Source organism: Njordella calcicola (genome assembly GCF_056494125.1).
The window spans coordinates 4,213,613-4,230,197 of sequence record NZ_CM151396.1; the positions used below are offsets into that span (position 1 = coordinate 4,213,613).

Consider the following 16,585-nt stretch of genomic DNA (forward strand, 5'->3'; position numbering starts at 1 on the left):
AAGCGATTTCGACATGTCGCCGAGTATATCGAACTATGGATTGATAGTTAAAGGGTAGAGTTGCAGAAATTCCTCCGCTTGTCTGCTCCATACTATGTCTTAGGATTAGAAAGCGTTGGCTACAATCGACGACGACCAGTAGGACAACGTCGGAAATACGTACGATTCGAAGCGCGACACTACTAACGGCGAGGACCTTGTGTCAGAACCAATCCAGGAAATACGACTGCCCGATGACTTTAATGGTCACGTGCGCCTATTTCCGCTTCCCAAATTGGTGATGTTCCCAAATGTGGTGCAACCATTACACATTTTCGAACCGCGTTATTGCGACTTGCTACACGATGCGATGCTGGACGACGGGTTGATTACGCTGGCCACATTGCGACCGGGGTGGGAACCTTCGGTGTCTGACAAACCAAAGATAGCGCCGATTGTTTGCATTGGCAAAGTATTCAGCCATATGCCGACCGAAGATAGTCGCCACAATATTTTGTTGGTGGGGGTTCAACGAGCGAAAATTATCGAGGAAATCTCGGTCAAGACAGCTTATCGGCAAGCGATCGTGGAACCAATTCCTGACATTTACGATCCCAATCGCGACCATGACCGCCCCGCTCGGCAGGACGCATTGGTGGCTGCTTACAAACGTGCGTTTCCAGCGGTCAGTGCGGCGGGCAGTGGATTGACCAAGATTCTCAAGAGCGGCATTCCGCTTGGCCCCCTTACGGACATTATTGCCTACAGCGTTGAATTCCCCGTTGACTTGAAGACCAATTTGCTCAGCAACGGCGATGTCGATGTGCGAAGCGACCTTTTGAAACGGATGCTCGAGAACTGGGATGGCTCATCAAAAAAGTTTGACTTTGAAGAGTTCAACGATTTGGGCTCTGCCAAAAGTACAACGCACAAGGATGATGACGACTACGTTCCACCATTTTCGGTCAATTGAGTGACCATAGTTCGCTTGACGGAATCCAGGAACGCTTTAGACTTTGGGACTTCGTCAGTAGAAACCGCGGCCATGGCGGAACTGGCAGACGCGCTAGGTTGAGGGCCTAGTGGGGTAACTCCCGTGGAGGTTCGAGTCCTCTTGGCCGCACTTAGTCTTCCGCGATTTTAGTTCGCGATGGGTCGACGCTAATAGTAAAGCGTGTTCAAAATCCGTACTGTTCCCGCAGCAGGGCAGCTACGGAAATGTCACAGGAAGGACCCAAATGTGTTCCAGACGGCACCTAAGAAATTCTCCCTTACTGACTCATATTCTTTCGCTGCAACTACTTTGGTGTCTTATCGGCGGTCTTTTGCTGAATGCAAATGAAGTCAATGCATTCACTGCTAACGATCAATCGTTGGGATGAAAAACCGTCAAAGCCTCTTCAGTCAAAGAAATGCATGATCTTCCTGCATCCAGGCGTGATTCCCTCGCCGTCTCGGTTGTCGTTCCGAAGGGGCCGGTCGTCGGTATCTTGAAAGCAGGAGATGTGATCGTCGCGGTGAACGGAGTTGACGTAGAAACTCATGAGCAGCTTACACACGAATTGAACACAGCTCCGTCCCAAAAAAGGGTCCGGATAACAACCAGCGTCACAGCCATGACAACCAGTGTCATCCAACAACCCTAACTCGTTCCCTAGAAGAAACAACAACAACAACTCTTGCGCTGAGAACTACTCACCCGCCAACTGCTGCTTCACCTCGCCCACTTGTGGGAGAGGGGCCAGGGCGGAATGTAAAATTGTTGCTTTGGAGGAATGTGGAGTTTCATTGGCGGATGCTACGGTCGACAAGGCTCGGCGGCTAGGGTACACGCCTCAGCGGTGCCAGGAGCTGATCGGCCAGTGGCGAAACTCTGAGTTCGTGGACAATCCAGGTGTGCTCTATCGTGGGTGACCATAGCCAGGTCGGCCCCCAAGCCGGCAGCCGTCTCATCGCCTCGAGGTACACGGAGCACGATCGGAGCTACGCTTAAGGCAGAGTTCGAGCGAAATGCCGCCATCAACCGCTGACGCGAGGAACTGAAACGGCGTTACGGCATAGCGGCCCTTGGGGAACAGAAACAGGCAGAGTTGGACCGTTTTATCGAATGGCTTAGTACCAATCACCAGGAGGCAATTCGCATTGATCCGCAGATTATTTACCCTCTATGCGCGGTATTCAGGACGGTGTTCCGCTGTAACCACGCGAACCCCATCCTGCACTTCGTTGGACGTAATGAAGTACTTGTGAATGGTTGTCTTTTTTGCAACGTCTTTTGGGAGTGCATTATTACGCATCGCCGTAGTTGCCATCGGGCCGACAGACATCGCACCCTTTCCAACAACGCCTTCAGTAATCTCGAATGTGCCACGAGCTAACGTACTGACGTCATCAGATGAATCGGGAATCGGACTACCCTCCTCAAACTCAATGGTTCCATCTAGTGGACCGCCGATATGCGTCATTCGAACAAGCATTTAAGTTCCTTCCAACTTAAGATATTGCCCTGGCGGACTATACAAGGTTTGGTCAAGGTGTGGGGCTACCAACTGCCAGGTTCTAAGCCGACTTGCCTAGCTGCTTCTTGCTTTAAGTATCCTATCATCATCTTAATCGTAAGCTCAATTCCTTTTTCTTTGAGTGTACGCTTCGCGGTATTCCAAATAGATTCGCTTCGAGCCGCATCTACAAAGTCATGTCCTCGGCTTGTCAAACGTTCAATGATAAACTCGGCATACTTGGAGCCAAGATGCGATGCGTCAATCACCTTTAACAGTCCCGCTTCATTCATGATTTCTAGGTGGTACGCAATCTTATCTTCCTCGTATCCATCGATCTTGATGTTCAATGAATACACCTGGTCAGTCGCTTCTTCAATCTTGAATGCGAGCTGGCGAATTAAATCCATGTCTCGTTTCATGAGTTGCCTCGTATAAGTTCGCCAATTTCTTTTGCACCACCACGCCCACGAACCGATGTCCACCGATCGTATAGTCGTACTTCACGAATCGGTCGCCGAAGTACTTCTTGATCGTGACGTCGTCCGTCAAGGCATCGATGCGGACGGTCTCTTGGCCGCGGGCCATCTTCGCGAACTGCTCGGCTTCACACTGGGCAGCGGTTTCAATCTGTGTCACGAGTCCTCCATCGGAATCGCCGAGTCCACGGAGTTTGTATCCCTATTCTAAAACGAGTTGCCAACGGCAGTGCAAAGCGCCTGCAATTTTAGCAAGTTGTTCTCCGGCAGGATACTGCTTGCCATTCACAATGTCCGACGTCAACGCTCGACTCTAACCGCATACCGACGCTAGCTCGTTGATGCTCATCGATCGATCCGAGCGAGTTGGCCAACGTCAACACCGCGTTGATCAACGCGAAGCTCAAGAGCAAGCGTAAATACTAAATCGAACAGCACCTCGCCCCAGAGACGATGCAGTCAGAGATCGATTCCGAAAGCAACGGCAGCCAGGCGACCAACGACTCGGGGTCCGCTCATAGCGCCGACGGCACGCTGGCCGAGGAGTCACCGACCGGAGTGTTTGCGGCGCTCACCAGAGCGCAGCTCATCGCCAGATATAGTCCGAGGCTCAAGATGCAACTTCACCCTGCGAATTGTTAAATCAGAGCGCAACTCTTCGATCGACTCTACTTTCTGAAGACGCTCGTTAGCGCTTCGCAATCGCGAAAGTAGCTTACTCTCGAAAGCATTGAGTCCATCGCCTTTACCGCTTATTTTGCTGCTTTTCTTGTCCATAATTTTACCTCTTTTTATCCATAAACCTTCAATAGTCTTGCCTTGATCTCCTCAGCTTCTTGCTTAAACAACTTCAACGCCTTGGCCCCAACATTGTCCCTAACGGACTTGGGATAGACAAGGCTGAAGACGCACTGCTGAGCATGCCCCCCGGCGGATCAAGCGGAGATCTGCTCCGGACTCAAAAGCGGTTTCCCGTGGAAGCCAAGCTTAGGGCGGAAGCTCTTCGAGCATGAAATCATGCCTGCTGGTCGCACGATTACTCCAGCAAACAGATCGTGTGCTAATCGACAAAGTTAAGCTGTCAGGCTCGAGTGCGTTGACCGCGTGTATGCAAAGTTTCGGACGATAGGCCACGCTCCGCTTGTAGACTTACCGCTAGTATATAGTCGTCTGGGCGGAGATGATACGAAACTGAATATTTCGCGTTGAAGTTACACCGTCCGTCAATGCTTTTCTTGATCGCTATTAATCCGGAAACTAAGTGAATAAGCCAGACAATCGTGGTGAAACGATCTTTGTAACAGGTGCGACGGGCTACGTCGGCGGCCGGCTCGTGCCTGCGTTGCTGCGAGCTGGCTATGCCGTCCGATGCTTGGCCCGCGAGCCACGGAAGCTGGCGGAACGTCCTTGGCGGAATAATGCTCAGGTCGATGTCGTTTCGGGCGATCTTTCCAGTGTCGCTCAGATCGAACAGCAGTTACAAGGGTGCAGCGTTGCCTACTTCTTGGTCCATTCGATGGAAGCAACCGGTGGAAAGTACGCTCAGCGAGATCTGCAACTGGCGTCCAATTTCGCTCAGGCCGCCAAAACTGCAGGCGTCCAACGCATCATTTACCTTGGTGGCCTGGGCGAACAAGGCGATGGTCTAAGCAAGCATCTGCGTTCGCGTCGCGAAGTCGAAGAGGCGTTGGCATCCACCGGTGTCCCAGTCACCACATTTCGCGCAGCAATGATTATCGGTTCGGGTTCGGCTTCATTTGAAATACTGCGATATCTCGTCGAACGACTTCCAGTGATGGTCACTCCATCGTGGGTTTCGACCGAATCACAGCCAGTTGCAATCATCGACGTGCTGCATTGGCTGGTGCGTTGTCTGGAAGTTCCGGCGACCATCGGTCAAACACTGGAGATAGGCGGGCCCGATATTTTGCCTTACCGCGAACTGATGCGGATCATGGCGGAAGAATTGCACATCCCCAAAAGGTTGATTGTGCCCGTACCCATCCTCACACCGCGGCTCAGTTCGCTGTGGATCAGTTTGGTCACGCCAGTCTCGTACAAGATCGCCAGACCATTGGCAGAAGGCCTTCGCAATCGTGTTGTAGTTACGGACGCCAAAACGCAACGCATGATGCCGCATGACCCCTTGGGCGTTCGGGAAGCTATTCGACGCGCACTCCAAAAGATCAACGCGAACGAAGTCGAAACGCGATGGTCAGTCGCTGGACCCATTGTAGGCGATCCCCATTGGGCTGGCGGCAAAGTCTTCATCGACCAACGCTCGGTGATGATCAAAGCGGACGCCGCTTCCGTCTTTGCCGCGGTGTGCCGTATCGGTGGCGGCAATGGATGGTATGCCGGTGATATTCTTTGGCGACTTCGCGGTTGGATGGACACGTTAGTGGGTGGGCCGGGACTGCGGCGAGGCAGACGTCACAGCGAACATGTAGAGTTTGGCGAAGCACTTGATTTTTGGCGAGTGGTTGGCATCGATCGAGATCGATCGTTAGCACTGCTGGCAGAGATGAAACTGCCTGGCGTCGCCATGTTGAACTTCGACCTCGAATCGATAGGCCAAGCGGATCGGACCAAGCTAACAATGACGGCGCGATATCGCCCTCGGGGCTTAATTGGCATCCTGTATTGGTATGCCGTCGTGCCGCTACATAACTTGGTTTTTGGTGGGATGTTAAAAGGGATCCGCAAGACGGCTGAGACCATGCACTTCAACAAGACCCAAACCGCGTTGCAACCGCTGGAGCACGATCATTTCGAGACCAGCTCGCAAGCTGCGCGCACCGCCACAGTTGAGCCCAACTCCACCGCTGAGTCTCGTGCCATCGCCAAGCCGGGATATGGAAGAGCTCGACTTTGGCTGGGCATCTCCGCGGTTGGTACGATGGTTACCTTAGCGACGTTGGCGTTGGCATTTGGGTTACCGCGTGCGCTGCAGCCTGCTGGGGACGCCAGTTTACCAACGCAGATAGCTGGACTGGTGATGTTCTTCATCGCTTATACGTTGATCCAGTTGCCGTTCGATTGGATGGGAGGATACTGGTTGCCAAAACGTTTTGGCCGGGCTCACCCTTCGTTTAGAACGTTTATAGTGCGACTTGCTCGCGGCATCGCAGTTCATAGTCTGCTTTTGTTTCTGGCTGCTGTGAGCATTATGGTGGCGGGAAGATTCGGCGGCGTTGTCGGGACGATGATAGCGGGGGTGGGCATCGCTTTTTTGCTGCTGTACTTGCGAACTACGATTGCAACGCTGATGTCGCCATTGATCGTGATACCCGACACGGCAGCAACAGATTTGCCTCCCGAGTGTTTGCCGATCAAGATTGCGGACAGCAACGACGAAGGATTCACGGGTGGTATCGTGGGAGTGTTTAGCGCTGGTCATCATTTGATGCCGATGCGATGGCGAGAAGTACTTGGAGCCGACGGGTTCCGGCTGGCTGCTAGTCGACGAACGTTAGCGGTCCGAACTGGCAGTTGGATGCGGGGACGTATGCTTGCGATAAGCTTCACCGCACTGGGGCTGTTGCTTGCGACCTATCTTGTGGGCCCAGCGCAGCTTGGCACGGCTGCAGGGACGATGGAGTTGAGTTTGTGGTTCAGCCTCTGGTCATTCTTTGGTTTACTGACATTGCCAACACTCAGTCGGCGTGGGGTCATTGAGATCGACGAGCGTGCGCAAGGCCAGGGCCACTCAACCGCATTGATACGACAGAACACCGAGCGGCTCGATCGATTGCAAGATGGCGAGCCGGTGCGACCGACGTTGATTGAGACGATTTTTCATCCCGTGCCAAGTGTCGAGAACCGACTTGAAGGGCCACGCTCGCATGATGTGGTTGGATATTGGGATGCGGCTCGGACCTCCATTTATCTGAGCACCGTGGGGCTAGGGCTACTTGGTCGCGCCGTCCATTGCAACTGCGGGCGTCCTTCGTTATGGGTGTTCTTGCCAACTGACTGACCAATGCCAAAGGGCTAGTTACAGTTCGGCAGCCTGAGGTCGCCGCGCGTCGAGCTGACGGCTTTTGTTTCTACCGTGAAAATTCCGTGCGTCCGCCTCGTGACGCTGGATCGATGTATACTCGGGATTGCATCAGCAACAACGACGGATCGTGACGCGAGAACGCGCCACGGTACGCTGTTTCGAAGATGTTGTTTTGTATGCTTCGATAATCACTTTGGTCAACAGATGAAACTTGGTGCCATCTTGCGTTTGAAATCACTTCGGTCGAGGGCCGCTTTGCTCTGCAGTTCGTGCGTTTTTGCGATTGCGGTCCTTGTATCCAGCACTTGTAAGTTGTGGGGCCAGTCGATTACCGCTGATGCTTTGCGAGAGCAAGCGGCGGAATGTTTGCAACTGGCGGAGTCCACGGTCTTGAAGTTCTATTTGCCAGGTTGCATCGATCGCCAGCACGGTGGCTATTATGAAGAGCTCGGGCCTAACGGTGACTTCCGATCATCGGGAGCTAAGTTTTTAACGCTTCAGGCACGGCAGGTTTGGACCTTTAGCACTTTCGCAACTCGTGGGATCCAAGAAACCGCTTGCTTGGCGGCGGCGAAGCATGGCTATGATTATTTGCGTGAAAAGTTTTACGATGCGGAGTTTGGCGGCTACTTCAATGAACTGCACGATGACGGGTCGGTCAAGGATTCAAACAAGCATGCTTATTTGAACTCGTTTGTGATCTATGCATTCGTAGCGTACTACCGCGCGTCGGGCGATGAAGGTGCACTGGTCGCTGCAAAAGAGTTGTTCGATCTGTTGGATCAGAAAGCGTACGACCAAACACATGGAGGTTACCAAGAGTTCTTCCATCGCGATTGGACCTTGATCACCGATCCAAAGCAAGCAGGGATTGTGGGTGCTGTTGGGACCAAGACCTACAATACGCACTTGCATTTGCTGGAGTCGTTTGCCGAACTGTATCGAGCGACGCAGGACACTCGAGTGGCCGGTCGGCTAGCGGAATTGTTGACGATCAACACAACGACCGTGCAGCACACCAGCTACCCATGCAATATCGATGGATGGTCGCCCGATTGGACGATGGTCGAAACCGAACAGAATTTGCGTGCCAGCTACGGTCACGATGTCGAATGCGCGTGGCTGGTGCTGGACGCGGCCGATGCGTTGGGTTGGCGAGAATTTGTCTTGCGGCCTTGGGCGGTCAGGATCGTAAGCTACAGCATGCAGTATGGCTACGACCATCAACATGGCGGTTTTTATTACTCTGGCCCCGTCGGCCAGTCAGCGACGGATCTGCATAAGGAGTGGTGGGTGCAAGCCGAGGCGTTGGTCTGTTTGTTGGAAATGTATCGTTTGACGCAAGACCCACGGTACTTGGCGGCCTTTGAAAAAACGTACACGTTCGTCAAAGAACATCAGATCGCCCAGAAAGGAGGCTGGTGGGCGGCGCGCGAGGCGGACGGCTCACCTTCCCGAAATCAATCGCGGACGTCAAAATGGCAAGCTGGTTATCACAATGGCCGCGCGATGTTACGATGTGCTGATCTTTTGCATGCCTTGGCAGACGATGCAGGGCGTTAATCGCGATTCCTGCTTAGTGTTTCCGTTTCTTTTTCCTTTCCGTTGTTAATGTAGGTCCCGCTATGAAGTTATTCGACCGATGGCAATCGCTGGCAAGCGTTGTCCTGATGAGTGTTCTGTTTTTTGCAATCAGCAGCGTCCACAGCTTGCGAGCGGATGACGAAGCAGCAGCAGGCAAACTGTATGAATTGCGTATCTATGTTGCCAATCCAGGCAAATTGGAAGATCTGCACAATCGATTTCGTAACCATACCGTCAAGCTTTTTGAGAAGCATGGCATGGAGAATATCATTTATTGGGATGTTGTCGAAGGCGACAGGTCGGATGGTGAGCGAGCTGCGAACATGATGATTTACATCGTAGCTCACAAAGACGAGGCCGCTCGAGATGCTTCATGGAAAGCATTCTCGGCCGATCCTGATTGGCAAGCGGCATTGAAGGCTTCGGAAGAGAACGGCAAGATATTGGCGGAAGCACCAATCGCCATTTTGATGCGAGATGTTGAATTTTCACCGGCGGACGAAGCGGTCAACGCGACGTCGGACGCAGCCGCCAGGTTGTACGAGTTACGTCATTATAAAGACGGACCGGCTCGCGTGCCTTTTACGATCGATCGCTTTGGTTCTGGTGAAGTGGAAGTGTTCCAGAAGGCTGGCATGGAGACTTTGAAATTTTGGCGGGCCAGCGATGACAGCGCGTTCATTTACCTGCTAGCCCACAAAGACCGTGAGGCTTCGAAGAAGTCATGGGAAGCCTTCATGGGGGACTTCCGCCCGTTCATGAAAGCTTACACGGACAGCGGTAAGGGCCCGCCAGCCGATGCTCCGCGCGGCAATGGGATTGAAGTCCGATTCCTGAAGCCTACCGACTATTCACCGCGTAAGTAGGAACTTCTTTCTTCTTGCTACGACTGGAATAGTTTCACGCGACAGCCAATTTTGGTGAATAAATTTCCCGAAATTGGCTTTACCGTGCCGACACTGGCCTTCCGCGGCGATTATCATTACCAAACGTTCACACTTTGGTAGTTCAAGTTGCGGGGGGCGTCCAGTTATGATTCTTTCTACTTTCCGAGCATGCAATGGTGGCGCTCGTTCATTCTCATTGGCACTCACAGTCTGTCTTTCGATAGTTTGCCTTTCTACTGAGCAGCGGCAGTTACATGCTGCGGAAGATCTCGCCGATCTGATGGAAAGATCGGAGAAGTGCGTCGTCCGAATCAACACGCAGTCGACCAGCGGCGGTGGGCAAGGCAGCGGTTTCTTGATTGATGACAAAGGAACCTTAGTCACCAACTGTCACGTGCTGGCAGGTGCGGCATCTGCTGAAGCGGTCTTTGCGAACAAACGCAGCTATGTCATTGAAGGAACGTATTTGATCGACCCGGAAAGAGATATCGCCATTGCTAAGATTTCCGGTTCCGGACTGCCCTATTTGCCAGTTGCTTCCCAGGTTCCACGAAAAGGGGAATCGGTAATTGCGATTGGAGCACCCATTGGATTTGATTTTACGGTCACGCGTGGGATCGTGAGTGCTGTGCGCACGGAAGCGCAGATGCGAGACACTGTGATCAAAGATTTAAAAGGCACATGGGTGCAAGTCGATGTTGCAATTTCGCCTGGCAACAGCGGAGGTCCCATTATCAATTCGATGGGGCAAGTGATCGCGATGAGTACATTCATCATATCAGATGCCCAAAATCTGAACTTTGGCATTTCATCGATCGATATTGCGGAGGCTATTAGTAAAGCTCGCTCTATGCCTTTACAAAAACTCTCTAGCGGTGCTGCGAATGTTTCAATGCCCAAGAGCCAGCCATCGGTTGGTGATTTGCCCGAGGTCCCAGGACCGGCTATTGATGCTTACATTTCCGAGGGTCGCGCCAATTACACAAAACTGATCGCGAGTCTGAAGGCTGATATTACCGCCGAGCAGGTTATTCTTAAGGAAATGAAGAAAGGCATCATTGGTGACGTCGTCACGTTGGGCGGGCGTCCTGTTGAGGCAGGTCAGGTGCGCAATGATTTCCGCGGTACGATGGAATGGGTCTTTCGCAACGAGCGCATCCGGCAGTCTATGGTTTCCAAGCAATTGTCGGTCATTAAGGACATGGTGGAAACCTACAATGCTGGGAAAGACAAGCTGACCGATGAGAGCTTGGCAGAGATTCTTTGCAAGGCGGGCCCCAGACTAGATACTCGTAGAGTACACACGTTAGGTTTCGTGCGCGATGCGGTGGCCGTTACCACGCTGGGAGATCATTTAGCGTTGTTGATGTACGAGTCTAAACCTTACTTTGCTGCTTTGGAGTCAACGGCGGGGCTTTATCCTGGCGATAAGATTTTGCCAAGCACATTCTATGTGGGCGGGACGATGACGTTTGATACCAAAGATGGAAGCCTTACCTTAACCCAATTGCAGCAAGTACCCGACAAAAGTATTCGCAGGGCGGTCGGCGCACCGGTCAAAGTCGATATGCCTCCTAGCAGTAGTCCGAACTTGTCCAGTCCCAGCAGCGGCAGTACGGAAGCCGTTGGGAACAAAGCGAATGAGTTTGCTGACTTCTTCTCTACCCCGTCGGATGGAAGTCGCATGTGGACGAGCCGTAACGGTCATCAGATCAAGGCGGTTTTGCTGAGTCGATCGCCGACGCATATTCGGATTAAACGCACTGACAATGGTAAAATTGTCGAGGTTCCCATCAGTCAGCTTTCCGATGCAGATCAAGCGTACTTGAGGAATTAAGTAGACTCGCCAACAACGCACCTCGGATTTAGAATACTGCTTCAGAGTTGTTCACTGGATTGATTTCTTGACTATCGAATCGGGCGTGCGATTGCTTCCTTTCATCGTGTTTTTGTCCCTTGTGGGTTATGTACTATGGCGGTTACTGCAGTTGGTGACCGCCAAGAGCGAGTACTCGTTGTTTGAGAAGTTGTTGTATGCGCCGGTATACACGTTTGCCAGACTGATGTGGCGAGTGCGTGTTGGGACGCGTGCCAAGATATCGGATTTGCCGATTCGTGGGGCGATTTTGGTTGCCAACCACCGCTGCTCGTTGGACCCATTTTTCGTACAATTGGCCGCTGGTCGCCGCGTGCATTGGATGGTGGCTTCGGAGTATTTCAAGCATCCGTTGTTTGGAGCGATCTTGCGGGTTTTCCAAGCGATTCCGACCACTCGCAGTGGTGCCGATAACTTGGCAACGAAACAGGCCTTGCGACTGGCTTCCGAAGGCAGGCTAGTCGGGATGTTCCCAGAAGGCAGACTCAATCGTACGCGACAACCGCTGATTTCGATGCGTCCTGGGGCAATTTTGGTCGCGCAAAAAGCGTCCGTTCCCATCGTCCCGCTATGGATTCGCGGAGCGCCCATCGGCGATGATGTGTGGAAGCCGGTGCTCATGCCCGCTGCTGTGCAAGTGAATATCGGAGTCGCGACGCCAGCGAGCGAACTGCCGACGAGTCTAAGTCGTACGCTGCAAAGCGATTGGTTACGCGATCAGATCTTGGCTGCAAAATCGATGGCAGAATAAATCTTCTTGCTCAAGTCGCTGGGGTCTGCCTGTGTCTACCCGCAGAAAACATGGTAGACTGTTTTGCAAGAGCTAAGCTTTTAACGAGCTAAGCTCGTTGTCACTTTATTATCCTCCAAAAAACTCTTTCGGTAATTACCTGTGTCTCCTATGCAGTCGGCTAGTTCAACCGATACCCATGACGGTAACGAGAATCCCACTCAAAACTCTGCGCCTAAACGTTTGCGTAAACCGAAAAAGTCCATTGTCGATTCCAAGGCGATGACGGTTTTGGAACGTGTGCGGTTGGCAATCTTGTTGGTGGCGTTAGTCGTGCTAGCAACATACGCTTGGCGCTATCACACGTGGAATGGACAACTCAAAGAGGTCGGCGTGCTGCTGGAAACAGAAGATGCGCATGCCGCATTAGAGATGGTGCGAACGCTGGAACAGAAGTGGGGACGCAGCGGCGCGACGAGTTTCTTACGAGCTCGAGCTCATCGATATCTAAACGAAGTCGAGCTTTGCGATCGAGCTTTGAATCAATCGCGAGTCGCGCAGTATAACGCCGATCGCTTGGACCATGAGCAACAATTGCTGTACGTCCAATGCGTAGCGCCGGAAATCAGCGAAGATCTAGCCAAAGCGATCCTTACTTCTTATCAAGCAGACATTGATGAAAACGGAACCGCCTTGGTACGTGGCCTGATTCGTTTGAACGATGTGTTTGGTGCGCACGCAGTGCTCAGCTTATGGAATCATGAGCAGCCCGATTCCTACCGCATGAAGTATCTGACGGGAATCGTCGCGGTTCAGATCAATGAGTTCGTCAAAGCCAAAGAGGCCTTTGAGACCGCTTACCAATCGCGTCCAGATTATATCCCATTGTGGTTAGAACTCGCCAAGACTTACTGGCGTGATACGCAGCCAGAGCAAGCTTACGAGTACTTTGACAAGTATTATCAAAAGCGACCTGACGATCCGCAGGCCGAAGGCGGACGCATCGAGTCGCTGCTCGCTTTAGGCGAGTACGAGAAGGTGGATGACTATTTTAAAACGTACAAGGACTCGCTGGACATCAATGGCAGAGCGCGCATTTTTCGAGCTCAATCTTACGAAGGCTTGGAAAAATATCCGGAAGTGATCGAAACGCTCACGCCGCTGATTAAGGTCTGGCCGCGCGACATTGCCGCCAACCAACTGCTGGCCGTTGCTTATCAAGCTGTGGATAAACCAGAGGAAGCGGCAAAGTATGCAGAGCAAGCGAGACAGTCAGTCGCGGAGCAAGCGGACATTCTTGTCTTGCGCCAGCGAATCGCCGCCAACTATGAGGACGCGGCGGCACATAGCCAATTGGGAGCTACGCTGCTGCATCTTCTGTCGCGTCCCGAAGGTGTCAGTGAGTTGACCATTGCATTGCAATTGGATCCTACGAATCGTTTGGCTCATGAGAATCTCGCAATCTATTTCGAAGCCGCCGGTAACTTTGAACGTGCGAATATGCATCGCGCAGCCCTTGGGCAGGAACCTCAGTAAGATGCGTTGGTGGTTGATCTCGCTATGTCTTTTGGCTTGCGTAAATGTCGGTTGTCGTCCCGCTCAAACACCCGGTTCTACAGGGGAATCCAAACAGCCGGCTGCAAGCGGACTTGCAGACAGCAAGACGAGCGCCGCGTCGAAATCGCCGATCCGTTTCCAGGATGTGACGCAGCTAAGCGGGATTGAGCATACGATCACGACCGGCTACGAAAGCAACATTCATGGCATGACCGAAGTTCTGGCTGCCGGCGTGGGCGTGATCGATTTTGACTTGGATGGTAAACCAGATCTGTTTTTCGCTGGCGGAGGCTACTACCCGACTGAGACGACGATCGCTGGCAGGCCTGGAGCGTTGTATCGCGGGCTAGGGGATTTTCAGTTTGAGAAGATCTCTGCCTCGGCAAAGATTGATCTAACACGCGCTTACAACCATGGCGTATTGATTGACGATTTTGATGCGGATGGTTTTGACGACGTGTTGGTGACAGGGTACGGCCAGTTGCAAGTGTTCCTCAATCAAGGCGATGGGACCTTTGCGTTTGCAGCGGACTATTTAAATTTGCATGACGAGCTTTGGTCAAGCACCGCTGGCAGTTGTGACCTCAATCAAGATGGTTTGGTCGACTTGTACGTTGCCCACTACGGCAATTGGTCAATGGAGAATAACCCCGTCTGTGTCTCGGATGCGTTGCCAGGCAAGCCACGGGTGACTTGTTCGCCGGATGTCTTTCCAGGTATCGACGACAAGATTTTCATCCTTGGAGCAGACTCAAAGTATTCGAATCAATCGACGGAGATGGGAGTTGGCAAAGGCGGCCGAGGCTTGGGCGTACTGTGTGCCGATTTCGACTTCGATGGCGATGTCGATATCTATGTGGCTAATGACGAGGACACGAATTTCTATTACTTGAACGACGGGACCGGTAAACTGGTCGAAAGCGGTATCCAACTGGGCTGTGCCACCGATCAATATGGTTCAGCACAAGGCAGCATGGGTGTTGCAATTGGCGACTTTCAAAAGGATGGAGCATCGGACATTTTCGTTACCAACTTTCGAAACGAGTTGTGCGCGTTGTATTCAGGTCGAGGCCGGTTGGGATACCGATTTGCAACGACGCAAGCGGGCATTTCGACGTTGGGGCCCGCTCAAGTAAGTTGGGGGACGGCGTTTGCGGATTTCGATTTTGATGGCGATGAAGATCTGATTGTCATCAGCGGCCACGTGGATTGGCAAGACCCGCAGTTTCGACAGTTTCCAACAATTTTGACCAATGAGAATGGCAGTTTCACAGATACGACCAAAGAGGCTGGCGACTACTTCAACCAACGCTGGCCGGGGCGAGGGTTAGCATTATTGGATGCTGATGGAAACGGTAGCTTGGATGCGGTGACGACACATCGCGACGATCCTTCGCATGTATTGAAGAACATTACCGAACCGGTCGGAAAATATCTAAATGTGCATTTGGTAGGTAGGCAAAGCAATCGGAATGCAATAGGTGCTGTCGCTCGATTTTTGGATCATGATGGCAAGACGCAAGTGCGACATATGTACGGCGGCGGCTCGTACCTGTCGACCTCTCAGCGATTACTGTCGTTTGCGACTGCCGCGGTAGAGCCCCAAGTTCCTATCAAAATTGAGATACAGTGGCCCAGTGGGCTTCAGCAGGTGGTCAACGTAGATCAGTGGAATCAGGCGATTACAGTGGTCGAGCCGTTGGGTTCGGACTTGGCAGGATACTGGTTCGTCAATTAGTCGTCCGCATCGCGTCCCGGACGCTGGTACAAGAACGGTGTTTGGCGTTTGTACGTAGTGCCGCCTTCAGGCGGAGTTACCCTGTTCGTAGTACCGCCTTCAGGCGGAAGTCTTCGTTCGTAGTACCGCCTTCAGGCGGAATTGCCCTGTTCGTAGTACCGCCTTTCGGCGGGAATGCCACGCCAAGAATGTAGAGCTCAGCCGCACTAGCGCATAAAAAAAGCGTCAGTTCCAGAAGCAGTGAAACTGACGCAAGTGTTCAAAAACAGGTCTTGATTTGAACGTTTAAGGATTTGAGCCTTCTTTGTCAAATCCGTGTGCTTAACGAACTTAGTTCGCAGAGCTTACTTCTTCTTTGCAGCAGGCTTGGCAGCAGGCTTGGCGTTCTTTGCAGGAGCTTTGCCTTTGGGTGCGGCTGGCTTTGCAGCAGGTGTGTTCTTGGCCATAACTAAAGACCTCTTTACATATCCTGTGGACCAGCCGCTCGACACATTCGAACATCACTGTCCACGTCATAACATAAGCTTCCAAATTTCTTGGTCGCAATGCAACGTCAGCATAGGAGCATAAGCAAAGAATTTGAAAAAAACTTTTGATTTGTTGTCGCGTCTGACATACGATCCATGATGTTAACGCAGTGAATCTATAGCTCGATTTTTAGAAGGATGAATCGATGGATCCGTTTCTTTATGAAGCATACTTGGAAGCTCGCAAGGGGTTGGATGAAGGTGGCATTCCAATCGGATCGGTCTTGGTCATCGATGACCAGATCGTTGGCCGTGGTCACAATCGCCGGGTCCAGCAGGGAAGTGCGATTCTGCATGCAGAGATGGATTGTCTAGAGAATGCCGGTCGATTGTCCGCCAGGAAGTATGCCCAGGCGACGTTGTACTCGACGCTTTCGCCGTGCGATATGTGCAGTGGCACCGCGTTGCTTTACAAGATCCCGCGAATTGTGATTGGGGAGAATATGAATTTCCAGGGACCGGAAAGCTATACCGCTTCACGGGGAATTCAATTGGAGGTCGTCAACGATGCTAAGTGTATCGAGCTGATGCGAACCTTCATCGAAACGCATCCTGAGCTATGGAACGAAGACATCGGCGAGACCTGAGCGTCCCTGCCGATCGCCCAAAGTAGCAGGCCCACTCCGTGGGCCGTAGCAAAGTAGCAGGCTCACTCCGTGGGCCGTAGCAAAGCCGTTGAGCAATAGCTCACGGTTTCCAAGACAACCGATGCTAACGCATTCCGGCT

Annotated in this window: 13 protein-coding genes and 1 tRNA gene; 11 read left to right on the plus strand and 3 right to left on the minus strand. The window is 52.3% G+C overall.

All coding sequences use genetic code 11. The annotated features are described in order from the left end of the window. Nucleotides 1–199 precede the first annotated feature (199 nt). From SH302x_RS16460 to SH302x_RS16470, 3 genes are all read left to right on the plus strand, one after another. Nucleotides 200–952 carry an LON peptidase substrate-binding domain-containing protein gene (locus tag SH302x_RS16460; RefSeq protein WP_479363492.1) on the plus strand — a complete coding sequence of 251 codons (753 nt, stop codon included), beginning with the start codon at nucleotides 200–202 and terminating at the stop codon, nucleotides 950–952. A gap of 66 nt (nucleotides 953–1,018) precedes the next feature. Continuing rightward, nucleotides 1,019–1,102 (plus strand) — tRNA-Leu (locus SH302x_RS16465). Nucleotides 1,103–1,391: 289 nt separating this feature from the next. Next, entirely contained in the window at nucleotides 1,392–1,625 is a 234-nt protein-coding gene (locus SH302x_RS16470; RefSeq protein ID WP_479363493.1) for a PDZ domain-containing protein, read from the plus strand. A 519-nt stretch (nucleotides 1,626–2,144) separates the two neighbouring features. Here the strand turns inward: SH302x_RS16470 and SH302x_RS16475 are convergent. The 3 genes from SH302x_RS16475 to SH302x_RS16485 all read right to left on the minus strand — a co-directional run bounded on the left by SH302x_RS16475 (nucleotide 2,145) and on the right by SH302x_RS16485 (nucleotide 3,116). Then, nucleotides 2,145–2,456, minus strand: coding sequence for a hypothetical protein (locus tag SH302x_RS16475; protein ID WP_479363494.1), 312 nt, complete (start codon nucleotides 2,454–2,456; stop codon nucleotides 2,145–2,147). Between the two features lie 65 nt (nucleotides 2,457–2,521). Continuing rightward, nucleotides 2,522–2,899, minus strand: a complete 378-nt coding sequence (locus SH302x_RS16480) for a DUF2513 domain-containing protein (RefSeq protein ID WP_479363495.1) — start codon at nucleotides 2,897–2,899, stop codon at nucleotides 2,522–2,524. Beyond that, nucleotides 2,853–3,116: a hypothetical protein gene (locus SH302x_RS16485; protein WP_479363496.1), complete on the minus strand. Its 264-nt coding sequence runs from the start codon at nucleotides 3,114–3,116 to the stop codon at nucleotides 2,853–2,855. The genes SH302x_RS16480 and SH302x_RS16485 overlap by 47 nt, the downstream gene beginning before the upstream one ends. Before the next feature lie 1,101 nt (nucleotides 3,117–4,217). Between SH302x_RS16485 and SH302x_RS16490 the strand changes: the two genes are divergently transcribed. The 8 genes from SH302x_RS16490 (at nucleotide 4,218) to SH302x_RS16525 (ending at nucleotide 16,445) form a co-directional block, all read left to right on the plus strand. Then, nucleotides 4,218–6,935: an SDR family oxidoreductase gene (locus SH302x_RS16490; RefSeq protein ID WP_479363497.1), complete on the plus strand. Its 2,718-nt coding sequence runs from the start codon at nucleotides 4,218–4,220 to the stop codon at nucleotides 6,933–6,935. Nucleotides 6,936–7,163: 228 nt separating this feature from the next. Beyond that, nucleotides 7,164–8,522, plus strand: a complete 1,359-nt coding sequence (locus SH302x_RS16495; RefSeq protein WP_479363498.1) for an AGE family epimerase/isomerase — start codon at nucleotides 7,164–7,166, stop codon at nucleotides 8,520–8,522. Between the two features lie 62 nt (nucleotides 8,523–8,584). Continuing rightward, the gene (locus SH302x_RS16500) at nucleotides 8,585–9,409 is read left to right on the plus strand and encodes an NIPSNAP family protein (RefSeq protein ID WP_479363499.1); all 825 of its coding nucleotides are present in this window, start codon (nucleotides 8,585–8,587) and stop codon (nucleotides 9,407–9,409) included. A gap of 166 nt (nucleotides 9,410–9,575) precedes the next feature. Beyond that, entirely contained in the window at nucleotides 9,576–11,267 is a 1,692-nt protein-coding gene (locus tag SH302x_RS16505) for a trypsin-like peptidase domain-containing protein (RefSeq protein WP_479363500.1), read from the plus strand. A 67-nt stretch (nucleotides 11,268–11,334) separates the two neighbouring features. Continuing rightward, nucleotides 11,335–12,057 carry a lysophospholipid acyltransferase family protein gene (locus SH302x_RS16510; RefSeq protein ID WP_479363501.1) on the plus strand — a complete coding sequence of 241 codons (723 nt, stop codon included), beginning with the start codon at nucleotides 11,335–11,337 and terminating at the stop codon, nucleotides 12,055–12,057. Nucleotides 12,058–12,207: 150 nt separating this feature from the next. After that, nucleotides 12,208–13,572, plus strand: a complete 1,365-nt coding sequence (locus SH302x_RS16515) for a tetratricopeptide repeat protein (RefSeq protein WP_479363502.1) — start codon at nucleotides 12,208–12,210, stop codon at nucleotides 13,570–13,572. A gap of 1 nt (nucleotide 13,573) precedes the next feature. After that, nucleotides 13,574–15,331 carry a CRTAC1 family protein gene (locus SH302x_RS16520; RefSeq protein WP_479363503.1) on the plus strand — a complete coding sequence of 586 codons (1,758 nt, stop codon included), beginning with the start codon at nucleotides 13,574–13,576 and terminating at the stop codon, nucleotides 15,329–15,331. Between the two features lie 673 nt (nucleotides 15,332–16,004). Continuing rightward, nucleotides 16,005–16,445 carry a nucleoside deaminase gene (locus SH302x_RS16525; protein ID WP_479363504.1) on the plus strand — a complete coding sequence of 147 codons (441 nt, stop codon included), beginning with the start codon at nucleotides 16,005–16,007 and terminating at the stop codon, nucleotides 16,443–16,445. Nucleotides 16,446–16,585: the final 140 nt, after the last annotated feature.

Bases quoted from the DNA above. Each gene is read 5' to 3' on its own strand.
- SH302x_RS16470 (WP_479363493.1), top strand. From the start codon at position 1,392: ATGCATGATCTTCCTGCATCCAGGCGTGATTCCCTCGCCGTCTCGGTT.
- SH302x_RS16475 (WP_479363494.1), bottom strand. From the start codon at position 2,456: ATGCTTGTTCGAATGACGCATATCGGCGGTCCACTAGATGGAACCATT.
- SH302x_RS16480 (WP_479363495.1), bottom strand. From the start codon at position 2,899: ATGAAACGAGACATGGATTTAATTCGCCAGCTCGCATTCAAGATTGAA.
- SH302x_RS16495 (WP_479363498.1), top strand. From the start codon at position 7,164: ATGAAACTTGGTGCCATCTTGCGTTTGAAATCACTTCGGTCGAGGGCC.
- SH302x_RS16500 (WP_479363499.1), top strand. From the start codon at position 8,585: ATGAAGTTATTCGACCGATGGCAATCGCTGGCAAGCGTTGTCCTGATG.
- SH302x_RS16505 (WP_479363500.1), top strand. From the start codon at position 9,576: ATGATTCTTTCTACTTTCCGAGCATGCAATGGTGGCGCTCGTTCATTC.
- SH302x_RS16515 (WP_479363502.1), top strand. From the start codon at position 12,208: ATGCAGTCGGCTAGTTCAACCGATACCCATGACGGTAACGAGAATCCC.
- SH302x_RS16520 (WP_479363503.1), top strand. From the start codon at position 13,574: ATGCGTTGGTGGTTGATCTCGCTATGTCTTTTGGCTTGCGTAAATGTC.
- SH302x_RS16525 (WP_479363504.1), top strand. From the start codon at position 16,005: ATGGATCCGTTTCTTTATGAAGCATACTTGGAAGCTCGCAAGGGGTTG.